At 69.3% G+C, this 12,132-nt stretch carries 9 protein-coding genes; 4 read left to right on the top strand and 5 right to left on the bottom strand.

What is annotated here, in order from left to right; translation table 11 throughout:
* Positions 1-10: 10 nt before the first annotated feature.
* The 4 genes from OG357_RS36345 to OG357_RS36330 are packed head-to-tail and all read right to left on the bottom strand — an operon-like array spanning position 11 to position 4,573.
* Entirely contained in the window at positions 11-1,411 is a 1,401-nt protein-coding gene (locus tag OG357_RS36345; protein WP_329625154.1) for a glycoside hydrolase family 30 protein, read from the bottom strand.
* Positions 1,412-1,471: 60 nt separating this feature from the next.
* Positions 1,472-2,302, bottom strand: a complete 831-nt coding sequence (locus tag OG357_RS36340) for a carbohydrate ABC transporter permease (RefSeq protein ID WP_314614118.1) — start codon at positions 2,300-2,302, stop codon at positions 1,472-1,474.
* The gene (locus OG357_RS36335) at positions 2,299-3,288 is read right to left on the bottom strand and encodes a carbohydrate ABC transporter permease (RefSeq protein ID WP_443066779.1); all 990 of its coding nucleotides are present in this window, start codon (positions 3,286-3,288) and stop codon (positions 2,299-2,301) included. Before OG357_RS36335 ends, OG357_RS36340 begins: the two co-directional genes overlap by 4 nt.
* Positions 3,281-4,573 carry an extracellular solute-binding protein gene (locus tag OG357_RS36330; protein WP_329625153.1) on the bottom strand — a complete coding sequence of 431 codons (1,293 nt, stop codon included), beginning with the start codon at positions 4,571-4,573 and terminating at the stop codon, positions 3,281-3,283. Before OG357_RS36330 ends, OG357_RS36335 begins: the two co-directional genes overlap by 8 nt.
* A 264-nt stretch (positions 4,574-4,837) precedes the next feature.
* Between OG357_RS36330 and OG357_RS36325 the strand changes: the two genes are divergently transcribed.
* The 4 genes from OG357_RS36325 (at position 4,838) to OG357_RS36310 (ending at position 11,355) form a co-directional block, all read left to right on the top strand.
* Positions 4,838-5,851, top strand: a complete 1,014-nt coding sequence (locus tag OG357_RS36325) for a LacI family DNA-binding transcriptional regulator (protein ID WP_314614121.1) — start codon at positions 4,838-4,840, stop codon at positions 5,849-5,851.
* Positions 5,852-5,860: 9 nt separating this feature from the next.
* Entirely contained in the window at positions 5,861-8,080 is a 2,220-nt protein-coding gene (locus OG357_RS36320) for a beta-glucosidase (protein ID WP_329625152.1), read from the top strand.
* The gene (locus tag OG357_RS36315) at positions 8,077-9,768 is read left to right on the top strand and encodes a glycoside hydrolase family 43 protein (RefSeq protein WP_329625151.1); all 1,692 of its coding nucleotides are present in this window, start codon (positions 8,077-8,079) and stop codon (positions 9,766-9,768) included. Before OG357_RS36320 ends, OG357_RS36315 begins: the two co-directional genes overlap by 4 nt.
* A gap of 138 nt (positions 9,769-9,906) precedes the next feature.
* On the top strand, positions 9,907-11,355 hold the full coding sequence (locus OG357_RS36310) for an endo-1,4-beta-xylanase (protein WP_329625150.1): 1,449 nt from the start codon (positions 9,907-9,909) through the stop codon (positions 11,353-11,355).
* Between the two features lie 57 nt (positions 11,356-11,412).
* On the opposite strand, the gene araD is transcribed toward OG357_RS36310, so the two are convergent.
* Complete coding sequence (gene araD / locus OG357_RS36305; protein ID WP_329625149.1) at positions 11,413-12,126, bottom strand: L-ribulose-5-phosphate 4-epimerase AraD; 714 nt, start codon at positions 12,124-12,126, stop codon at positions 11,413-11,415.
* Positions 12,127-12,132: the final 6 nt, after the last annotated feature.

Here is a 12,132-nt window from a genome sequence, read left to right as displayed (position 1 = left end):
GTCCGTCGTTTCAGTCGAGGACGATCGTGGTCAGCGCGCGCGGGGCGAGCGTGGCCGTGAGGGTCGTACCGTGCGCGGAGGCGACGTCGGCCGGGGTGATCGAGCGGGTCTCGTCGGTGACGTAGCCCTCGGGGTGCCGGTCGTGGCCACCGCGGAGGGCGAACTCGGCGGACTTCTCGGTGGTCGCGGTGTTGAGGATCTCGATCACGCGGCTGCCGTCGGTGTTGCGGAAGGCCGTGACACTCAGGGCCGGGTCGGCGTTCGTGACCGGCACGCGGACGGCGTCGGGGCGGATGAACCGGCTGAAGGCGGCCAGTGCCCAGTACCGCTTGGACACCCGGTAGTCGTCACCGGGGTCGGCGAGCTGGATGAGTCCGCGGGTCGCGTTGAGGGACGCGCCGGTCCAGTAGACGTAGGCGTTGGCGTTGCCGACGGTCAGGGTGTTCTGGATGTCGGCCACGACGGTGAGGCCGTCGTAGCCGCTGCCGTCGTCCCAGTTCTCGTTCCAGGTGGTGCCGTCCGGCGACCACTCGGACATCCACACGTGCTTGTCGGTCGGCTGCGGGACCGTGGTGGGGCCGCTGTAGCGGTGGCCGGTGACGGTCCGCACGGCCTTGTCTGCCTCCGGGTCCGCCTCGATGGCCTCGGTGTAGGCGACCTGGCGGTCCCAGCCCGCGGCGTCGCAGCAGACCACCCCGGTCTTCAGTCCGGAGGCGCGGACGGTCGGCCCGAGCACCTTGAGGAAGTCGACGGCCTGCTGGGGCGTGAAGCGCATCGAGGCGTAGGTCGCCGTCCAGTCGGGTTCGTTGGTGAACCCGAGGTCGGTGATGTCGATGCCTTCGCGCTCGTAGAACTTCGCGTACTGGACGAGGTAGTTCGCGTAGGCCTGACGCCATGCGGGCAGGAGCTCGCCGCCGTCGTTCTCGCTGCCGTTGGTCTTCATGAAGGCCGGCGCGCTCCAGGCGTCGGCGAAGAACCGCTCGACGCCGTACGCCTTGGCCTCCTTGGCGAGCCAGACCTGGCCGCCGTCCCAGCCGTCCCAGACGTACGTCGGTGTGGCGTCCGGGCCGCCCGGGTCGGTCGGCAGGATCGTCGGCATGTGGTCGTAGACCCGGTCGGTCGACGACCCGATGCCCAGGCGCAGGATCGACAGGCCGGCGCCCTTCTCCTTGCTGAGCAGCAGGTCGAGCACCTCGCGCTGCTTGGCGGGGCTGAGGCCGCGCGCGCCGTGCAGCAGGTCGGCCCGCTGGAAGGCCATGGAGAAGCCGAATCCGTCGATGGGCTGGAGTGCGGCCCGGAAGTCGATGGCGGGGCGGGCGGGGCCGGCTGCCGACGGCGCGGGGACGGCGGCGGCGACCTGTGTTGTTAGCGCTAACACTACGACGGCTGTCAGAGCGGTCAGGCGTTTCACGGAGTCTCCTCGGGGGTGGAGGTCGCGCGGACGGGTCAGCCCCTGGCCGCGCGGTACGGGTCAGCCCTTGGTCGCGCCGGCGGTGAGGCCGCCGATCAGCTGGCGCTCGGCGACGGCGTAGAAGGCGAGGGCGGGGACCATGGCGAGCACGATGTAGGCGAGGACGAGCGCGAAGTCCGTCGAGTACTGGCCCTGGAACTGCTGGACGCCGACCGGGATCGTCTGCCACTTCGGGTCGCTGAACACCAGCAGTGGAAGGAAGAAGTTGTTCCAGCTCGCGACGACCGCGAGCACCGAGACCGTACCGAGCGCCGGACGCGCCATCGGCAGCAGGATCTTCCAGAAGAAGCGGAACTTGCCGCAGCCGTCCATGGTGGCGGCCTCCTCGATCTCCGCCGGGATGGTCCGGAAGAAACCGCGCAGGATCACGATCGTCATGGGGAGCCCGAAAGCCGCCTGCGGCAGGATCACCCCGAGCGGGTTGTCGAGCAGGCCGAAGGTGCGCAGCATGAGGAAGAGCGGCAGAACGGCCACTGCGAACGGGAACATCAGCCCGATCGTGAAAAGCGTATAGAACAACTCCCTGCCCCGGAAGGCATAACGGGCCAGCACGAACGCCGCCATCGCGGAGGCCACCACCGTGCAGACGGTCGTGCCGATCGCGATGCCCGCGCTGTTGGCGATCTGCCGCCAGAACATTCCGTCGCCAAGAATTCCGATGTAGTTGGCGATCTTCCACTGCTGCGGCAGCCCGAACGGATTCGTCGTCAGTTCCGCGGTGCTCTTGAAACCGGAGATCACCGCGTAGAGCAGCGGTACGGCGACGAAAGCGGCGATCAGCCAGACCACGGCGTGCAGCGAAAGGCCGCGTACCGTCCGACGGGCGTTCATCGGCCACCTCCCGAGGTGACGGCCCCGCTCAGATCCCGGCGGAGCACGTAACGCTGGTAGAAGAGCGAGAAGACGAGGCTGATCATGAACAGCACCACACTGATCGCACTGGCGTAGCCGACCTGGTACCGCTTGAACCCGAACTGGAACATCGCGATCGCCATCGTCTCCGAGGAGTGGTTGGGCCCGCCCGCGGTCATGACCCAGACGAGGTCGAAGAGCTGGATGGACCCGATGATCGACAGGAAGACGCTGATCCGGATCGTCGGTCCGAGCAGCGGCAGCGTGATGTGCCGGAAGCGCTGCCAGGCGCCGGCGCCGTCGATGGAGGCGGCCTCGAGGATCTCGGACGGGATGCTCTGCAGTCCGGCGAGGAACAGCATCATGTGGAAACCGAAGTACTTCCAGATCATGACGACGAACAGGGTCGGCATGACGGTCGAGGGATCGGCGAGCCACTTGCCCTGCAAGCCCTCCAGGCCCAGGAGGCCGGCGAGGTGGTCGGCCATGCCGGCGCCGGGCAGGAAGATCATCGTGAAGAGGACCGCCGTGACCACCTCGGACAGGATGTAGGGCGCGAAGAACAGCATCCGGTAGACGGCCCGGCCGCGGAGCCTCTGGTTGAGCAGGACCGCGGTGAACAGGGCGAACGGCAGCTGCACCGTGATCGATAGGACGATCAGGTACAGTCCGCGCCACAGATCGCCGAGGAAGACCTGGTCGTCGAAGAGCTTGGTGTAGTTCGCGAAGCCGACGAAGTCGTCCATGGGGCCGATTCCGCCCCATTTGAAGAAGCCGGTCCAGACGGCGACGACGATCGGGGCGAGGACGAAGACGAGGAAGAGGACCAGGGCAGGGACGAGGAACCACGCGACCGATGCCCAGGCCCCCCACCGGCTCAGGCGTGACCGGGCCGGTGGCGGCGGGGGCACCGCCACGGACTCCTCCGTCCGTTCCTTTGCCAGGGTGGACAGTGAGCTAGGCACTCTTCGCAGCCTCGGTGATCGACGCGGTGACCTGCTCGGGCGTCTTCTTGCCCGCTATGAGGTCGGCGACGCTGTCGTTGACCTCCTGGCCGACCGCGGGCGGGTACGCCTGGTCGAGGAAGAGCTGGAAGCCCGTCGCCTTGACCAGGCTCTCGGCCACCACCTTCTTGTTGGCGTCGGTGAGTTGGCTCTCCGCGCCCTTGACCACCGGGAGGTAGCCGTTGGAGGCCAGCAGCTTGGACTCGTTCTCCAGGACGAAGAACTTCAGGAAGTCCAGCGCCTCCTTCGGAGCGCCCTTGCGCAGCGCGAAGCCACCGCCGCCGCCGAACACCTCGGTGGCCTGCCCCACACCGCCGTCGACCGTCGGGAACGGGAAGAAGCCCAGGTCCGCTCCGAGGTCGGCGCCCGCGTCCTTCTGCACCGACGGTCCCCACTGTCCCATCAGCTCCATGGCGGCCTTGCCGTTGCCCACGGTCGCGGCCTGGCCGCCCGGGGTGGCGTAGCCGGCGCCGAGGAAACCCTGCTGGAACGGCTGGAGGTCGACGAGCTCCTTGAGGTGGGCGCCCGCCTGGACGAAGCCGGCGCCCGTGAAGTCCTTGGTGGTCGCGGCCTTCTGCAGGGCGGGGAGGCCGGCGACGCGCATCGCGAGGTAGGCCCAGTAGTAGTGGCCCGGCCACTTCTCCTTGCCGGCGAGGGCGATCGGGGTGATGCCCGCCGCCTTGAGCTTCTTCACGTCGTCGAGGAACGCGGCCCAGGTGACCGGCGGAGCGGTGATCCCGGCCTTGGCGAAGAGCTTCTTGTTGTACCAGAAGCCGACCATGCCGATGTCGTACGGCACTCCGTAGGTGCGGCCCCCGATCTGGTAGGCCTGGAGCGAGACCGGGGTGAGCTGGGACGACCAGTCGAGGAGGTCGGTGAGGTCCTCGACGAGCCCCGCGTCGACCTGCTGCTGGAGCACGCCGCCGCCCCAGGTCTGGTAGACGTCGGGGAGCTTGCCCGAGGACGTGGTGGCGGTCAGCTTGGACTTGAACGCCTCGTTCTCCAACGAGGTCGTGTTGATCGCGATGTTCGGGTGGGCGGTCGTGAACGCCGTGGAGATCTGCGGGAAGAGGGACTTGCCCGGTTCCGTCGTGGCGATGTTCCACCACTCGAACGTCATCTTGCCGTCGGCCGACAGGTTGCCGCCCGACTCGTCGGCCCCGCAGGCCGCGGTCAGGGCGACGGACAGGGTGGTCAAGCCCGCGAGCGCCAGGAAGCTGCGTCGGCTCGGGGTGGTGCTGGCCATGGGACCTCCGTGAGCGGGATGCCGGGTTCGATGCCGAGCCGTTGCCGGGTTCGTGCCGGTCGTGGTCTCGAAACTTTTTCGAAATACTCTCGAATTCCGTGGTGCCACAAACTAGGAACGTCAGGCGGCACGGTCAAGACTTCTCACCGATTTCTCTGAGAAATCTCCCGGCACTCCGGGCTTGACAAGCCGTCGCGCCGCCCAGAAACTCTTCGAAAGTTTGCGATAACTGTCGTCGACCGACGGCATCGAGGAGGAGAGAAGTTGAGCGAGCAGCGTGCGACTCTGGCGGTCATCGCCGCGGAGGCAGGGGTCTCCCAGGCCACCGTCTCCAAGGTGATCAACGGCCGTTCCGACGTCGCGCCCGCGACCCGCGAGCGGATCGAGGGCCTGCTGCGGGCCCACAACTACCTCCAGCCCGGCCGGCAGAACAGGGCCCGCAGATCAGGCCTCGTCGACCTGATCATCGGCGGTCTGGACAGTGCCTGGGCGGTGGAGATCCTGCGCGGCGTCGAGGCCGAGTGCGCCCAGCGGGGCGTCGGCACCGTCGTGTCGCTCGTCCCGCCGGGCGAGGCCACACCGTCGAGCTGGTCCGCGCTGCCGGTCATGCACCACAGCGACGGCGTCATCCTCGTCACCGCCTCGGTCACCGAGGCGCAGCGCGCCCAGGTCGAGCGGGGCGGGGTGGCGCTGGTCGTCATCGACCCGATCGACCTGCCGGACAACGGCGTGCCGAGCATCGGCGCGACGAACTGGGCCGGCGGACTCGCGGCCACCGAACACCTGCTGGAGTTGGGGCACCGCCGGATCGCCGCGATCGGCGGGCGCAAGGAGATGCTCTGCAGCCAGGCCCGCATCGACGGCTACCGGGCCGCTCTGGAGCGGGCCGGGATCGAGGTCGACCGCGACCTGATCCGGTTCGGCGACTTCCAGCACGAAGGCGGATTCCGGTGCGCCCAGGAGCTGCTCGCCCTCCCCGATCCGCCGACCGCCGTCTTCGCGGGCAGCGACCAGCAGGCGATGGGCGTCTACGAGGCCGCCCGCCAGGCCGGACTGAGCATCCCTCAGGACCTCAGTGTGGTCGGTTTCGACGACCTGCCGATGTGTGAATGGCTGTCACCGCCGCTGACGACGGTGCGTCAGCCGCTGGAGGAGATGGGTCGGCTCGCCGCCCGCGCCCTGTTCCAGCTTCTGGAGGACCAGCCCCTGGTCAGCCCCCGGATGGAGCTCTCGACCGAACTCAAGGTCCGGGTCTCCACCGCCCCGCCCCGCCTCTAGGAGAACCCCGTGACCGAGCCTTGGCGTGACCCCCTCCTGCCCGCTTCCGTACGAGTCGCCGACCTGCTGGGCCGGATGACGCTGGAGGAGAAGGCGGGGCAACTGGCCGGCTTCTGGGCCCTGCCCTCGAATCCCGGAGCGCCCGTCGCACCGATGGAGGACGATTCCGGCGAACCGGCGCCGGGCCTCGACGACATCATCGAGCACGGTCTCGGCCAGCTCACCCGGGTGTACGGAACCGCGCCGATCACGGCGGAAGCCGGGATGGAGCGGCTCGCCTCACTTCAGCGGCAGGTGACCGAGGCCGGCCGGTTCGGCATCCCGGCCCTCGCTCACGAGGAGTGCCTGACCGGGTTCATGACCCTCGGGGCCACGGTCTTCCCCGGGCCGCTCGCCTGGGGCGCGTCCTTCGATTCCGCGCTCATACGCCGGATGGCCGTCGCCATCGGCGAGGGGATGCGGCGGGTCGGCGTCCACCAGGGGCTGGCTCCGGTGCTCGACGTGGTCCGCGACTACCGGTGGGGCAGGACCGAGGAGTGCATCGGTGAGGACCCCTATCTCGTCGGAGCGATCGGCACCGCGTACGTGCAGGGCCTGGAAGGCGCCGGCATCGTGGCGACGCTCAAGCATTTCGCCGGTTACTCGGCCTCGCGCGGCGGCCGGAACATGGCCCCCGTCGCCTCGGGGCCGCGCGAGTTCGCCGACGTGCTGGTCGAGCCCTTCGTACGGGCGCTGCGCGAGGGAGGCGCCCGGTCGGTGATGAACAGCTACACCGACGTGGACGGCGTCCCGGTCGCCGCCGACGAACGCCTGCTGACCGGACTGCTCAGGGACGAGCTCGGTTTCGGCGGCGTCGTCGTCGCCGACTACTACTCCGTCTCCTTCCTGGAGAGCCGGCACGGCGTCGCGGGGTCGCGCGGCGCGGCCGGCGCGCTGGCGTTGACCGCCGGAATCGACGTCGAGCTGCCCACGGCACGCTGCTACGGCGAGCCGCTGACCGCGCTCGTACGGTCGGGAGACGTACCCGAGGAGCTCGTCGACCGGGCCGCGGAGCGGGTCCTGCTGCAGAAGGCCGAACTCGGTCTGCTCGACCCCGACTGGGAACCCGTCAAACCCGTACCGGTCGACCTCGACCCGCCGGAGAACCGGGCACTGGCCAGGCTCCTGGCCGAGCGGTCCACCGTGCTGCTCGCCAACGACGGCATCCTGCCGCTGCGTCCGTGCCGGGTCGCGGTCAGCGGGCCGTACGCCGACGACCCCCACTCGTTCCTCGGCTGCTACTCCTTCCCCAACCACGTGGCGCTGCCCGGCGCCCCAGGGCTGGAGATCCCGACGCTCGACGAGGCACTCACCTCTGCCGGGTTCACGGTCACCGCGGAGGATCCGGAGGTGAACGTGCTGGTACTCGGCGACCGGGCGGGCATGTTCGGCCGGGGCACCTCGGGAGAGGGCTGTGACGCCGAGACCCTCGACCTGCCCGGCGACCAGGCCGCACTCGCCTCCGCTGTGCTGGACTCCGGGGTGCCGACCGTCCTGGTCCTCGTCTCCGGACGCCCCTACGCGCTCGGCTCGCTGGCGGAGCGCGCGGCGGCCGTCGTCCAGGCCTTCTTCCCCGGCGAGGAGGGCGGAACGGCGCTGGCCCGGATCATCAGCGGGGCCGCGGAGCCATCCGGGCGGCTCCCCGTCTCCATCCCCCGCCAGGCCGGGGGACAGCCCGGCACCTACCTGCACTCCACGTTGGGCGGGCACACCGACTGGAGCTCGGTGGACCCGACTCCGCTGTTCCCGTTCGGGCACGGGCTGAGCTGGACCAGCTTCACCTGCTCGGATCTCTCCGTGGATCCCGTCGCCCCGACGGACGGAGCCGTCTCCGTCGCGGTCACCGTACGCAACGTCGGCGAGGTGGCCGGGACCGAGGTGGTCCAGCTCTACCTCTCGGACCCCGAGGCGTCCGTCGTGCGACCGAGGCGATGGCTCGCCGGATTCGGCAGGGTAGAGCTGCGGCCAGGCGAGGCCGCGCGGATCACCTTCTCCGTCCACGCCGACCGGACTTCCTTCACCGGGGTCGACCTGCGCAGGAGAGTGGAGCCCGGAGAGATCGGCGTGGCCGTCGGACGGTCCAGCGGCGACCTCCCGCTCCAGGGCTCCTTCACCCTGCACGGCCCCGTACGTCACCCGGCGGCCGAGCGGGTGCTGTCCGTGCCGGTCGAGATCGTCCCGGTGCCGTGACCACGCCCTTCGGGGATCCCGTGCTGCCCGGGTTCCGGCCCGACCCGTCCGTCTGCCGGGTGGGGGCGGACTACTACCTGGTGACGTCCAGCTTCGAGTGGTTCCCGGGGCTTCCCGTGTTCCACAGCCGCGATCTCGTGAACTGGCGACGTCTCGGCTCCGCGCTGGACCGGCCGTCCCAGCTCGATCTCGACGGGTGCGAGCCCTCCCGCGGCCTGTTCGCGCCGACGATCCGCCACCATGACGGGCTCTTTCACCTCGTCTGCACGCTGATGGACGGCCCCGGACATTTCGCCGTCACGGCGGCCGACCCGGCCGGGCCCTGGTCGGAACCGTACTGGCTGGAAGGAGAGGGCTTCGACCCGTCGCTGTTCTTCGACGACGGGCCGGACGGCGACGGCCGGGCCTGGTTCACCGCCGCCCGTGTGCTGGACGAGGCCGCCGGCCGCACCGAGATCTGGATGCGTGAGTACCTTCCCCGCGAACGACGGCTCACGGGACCCGAGTACGTCCTGTGGTCGGGAAGCCGACCGGGTGCCCGCTGGTCGGAGGCTCCGCACATCTACAAGATCGACAGTACCTATCTCCTGCTCACCGCGGAGGGCGGTACCGACGTGGACCACAGCGTGGTGGCCGCCCTCGCCGACCACGTGACCGGCCCGTACGAGGGCGCCCCCGACAACCCTGTGCTGCCTCCCGCCACGGGCCCCGTGACCTGCACCGGGCACGCCGACCTCGTGCAGACCTCGGACGGCGACTGGCGGGCCGTCCTCCTGGGCGTCCGCCCGGGCTCCGCCATCGGACGCGAGACCTTCCTCAGCAGGGTCACCTGGAACGACGGCTGGCCGGTCTTCTCCCCTGTCGACCACACGAGCCCCCGGCGCCGTCTCCAGGACGACTTCGCCGCGCTCTCCACCGACTGGAGCACCCTGCGCACCCCACGCGCGTCGTTCTGGACCACCGGCGACGGGATACGCCTCCAGCTCCGCCCCGAACGCCTCGGCGAACGCACCGTCCCCTCCCTCCTGGTCCGCCCGCAGGAACAGCCGGACTGCGACGTCTCCACCGAACTGCGCTTCACCCCCGCCGCACCCGATGAACAGGCCGGCCTCGCCGTAGTCCTCGACGACGACACCCACCTCCTCTTCCTTCGCACCGAGGAAGGGCTCGTCCTCCGCCACGGGCCCGAGGTCCTGGCCGGCGCTCCCGTCCCCCGGGGCCCGTTCGCCTGGGAGTGCGCGTCCGGGGCTTCAGCCACACCTTCGCCCACGCGGCGCCGGACGGCACCTGGCAGGACCTGGCCACCGTCGCAGCCACGTTCCTCACGCCGCTGTTCACCAGCGTCCAGCTCGGCCTCTACGCCACCTCCCACGGCCACCCGTCCACGAACCACGCCCACTTCACGTGGTTCGACATCGCGTACCCGCGCCGGGCCTCCGGGGCGACGGGCATCGACGACCCGGAAATGTGAACCGAAGCAAGAACTCGCTTATGAACGAAGCAGTCCCTATCGAAATACTTTCGATAGGGACTACTTCGTCATGGCGCTCTCGACATTCCTTGAAGGACCCTTTCGAGAGGCCTCAAAGGCCCCATTCTCGGGCCGCATTCCCGAAACATCTCCGAAACACTTGACATGTTCCTGCAGTGTTTCCAGACTGAATCCCGAGGACGCCACCGCCCCTTGACCTGCATGTCGCGGCGCCGGCCTCGCATCATCGCGCCCTGATGGTCCGCGTCCTTTTCCACGCACGCGGACATCACCCTCGCGGAATCTTTCCGCCGCGCTCGCATCCATCCGTGATTTCCGTACTGGAGGTCCAGCCATGCGTTCACATGCCACTCCCCCGTCCACCGTCCGCCGGAAAATAGGTGGCCTCGGCGCGGCGCTGATCGTCGGCGTCCTCGGTTCCGCCACCGTGCTGGTGGCGCCGCTGCCCTCACACGCCGCCGAGAGCACGCTCGGCAGCGCGGCGGCGCAGAGCGGCCGGTACTTCGGCACCGCCATCGCCTCGGGCAGGCTCGGTGACTCGACGTACACGACGATCGCGAACCGCGAGTTCAACTCGGTGACCGCCGAGAACGAGATGAAGATCGACGCCACCGAACCCCAGCAGGGCCGGTTCGACTTCACCGCCGGCGACCGCGTCTACAACTGGGCGGTGCAGAACGGCAAGCGGATACGGGGCCACACCCTGGCCTGGCACTCCCAGCAGCCCGCCTGGATGCAGAACCTCGGCGGCAGCGCGCTGCGCCAGGCCATGAACAACCACATCAACGGCGTGATGGCCCACTACAAGGGCAAGATCGGCCAGTGGGACGTCGTGAACGAGGCCTTCGTCGACGGCACCTCGGGAGCCCGGCGCGACTCCAACCTGCAGCGCACCGGCAACGACTGGATCGAGGTCGCCTTCCGCACCGCACGTGCCGCCGACCCGGCCGCCAAGCTCTGCTACAACGACTACAACGTCGAGAACTGGACGTGGGCCAAGACCCAGGCCATGTACGCCATGGTCAAGGACTTCAAGCAGCGCGGCGTGCCCATCGACTGCGTCGGCTTCCAGTCGCACTTCAACAACGACAGCCCCTACAACAGCAACTTCCGCACCACCCTCCAGAGCTTCGCGGCCCTCGGCGTCGACGTGGCCATCACCGAACTCGACATCCAGGGCGCCTCGGGCACGACCTACGCCAACGTGACCAACGACTGCCTGGCCGTCCCGCGCTGCCTCGGCATCACCGTCTGGGGTGTGCGCGACACCGACTCCTGGCGAGCCGAGCACACGCCGCTGCTCTTCAACGGCGACGGCAGCAAGAAGCCCGCCTACTCCTCCGTCCTCAACGCGCTCAACTCCGTCTCCCCCAACCCCAACCCCACTCCGACCCCCTCCCCCGGCTCCGGACCGATCAAGGGAGTCGCCTCGGGCCGCTGCCTGGACGTACCCGGTGCCGTCACCACCGACGGCACCCAGGTCCAGCTGTGGGACTGCAACAACCGCACCAACCAGCAGTGGACCCACACCGCCGCGGGTGAGATCAGGGTCTACGGCGACAAGTGCCTGGACGCCGCCGGCACAGGCAACGGCGCCAAGGTCCAGATCTACAGCTGCTGGGGCGGCGACAACCAGAAGTGGCGCCTCGACTCCGACGGATCCATCGTCGGCGTCCAGTCCGGCCTCTGCCTCGACGCCGCTGCCAACGGCACCGCCAACGGCACGCTGATCCAGCTCTACTCCTGCTGGAACAGCGGCAACCAGCGCTGGACCCGCACCTGACACGCTGCGGCACACCATGGAGGGGAGCCAGGATGATCCTGGCTCCCCTCGGTGCTATCAGGCGGAGGAAGGGTTGCCGTAGTAGGCGTCCGGGCCGTGCTTGCGTGTGAAGTGGCGGTCCAGGAGGTGCTGCGGAGGCTCGACCGTGCCCAGGGCGATGGTGTGGAGGGCCATCTCGGCCACCGCCTCGCAGATGATGGCGTGCTCCAGGGATGCGGTGGCGTCGGCGCCCCAGGTGAAGGGGCCGTGGTGGGCGACCAGGGCACCGGGGACCTCGCGGGCCCGGGAGTCGTCACGGCCCAGCAGGTCCACGATGACCTGGCCGGTGTTGTACTCGTAGCCCATGGCGCACTGCTGGGGGGTGAGAGCCGCGGTGACGGGGACGGGACCGTTGAAGGTGTCCGCGTGGGTCGTGCCGAGCACCGGTATCGGACGACGGGCCTGGGCGAAGGCGACGGCATGGGTGGAGTGCGTGTGGGTCACGCCTCCGATGGAGGGGAAGGCCAGGTAGAGGCTCCGGTGCGTCTCCGTGTCGGTGGACGGTCGCAGGTGGCCCTCCATGACGCTTCCGTCGGACAGGGAGACGACGACCAGGTCCTCCTCGCTCAGCACGTCGTAGGCCACGCCCGAGGGCTTGATGACGAAGACGCCGGCTTGTCGGTCCACTCCGCTCACGTTGCCCCAGGTGAGGGTGGCCAGACCGGCCCGGGGGATGCGGAGGTTGGCCTCCAGCACCTCCCGGCGCAGTTCCTTGGAGACGGCGGTGCTCACGGAGGG

It is taken from the genome of Streptomyces sp. NBC_01255, from assembly GCF_036226445.1.
Lineage (GTDB): Bacteria > Actinomycetota > Actinomycetes > Streptomycetales > Streptomycetaceae > Streptomyces.
This window is presented reverse-complemented; position numbering and strand designations above follow the sequence as displayed.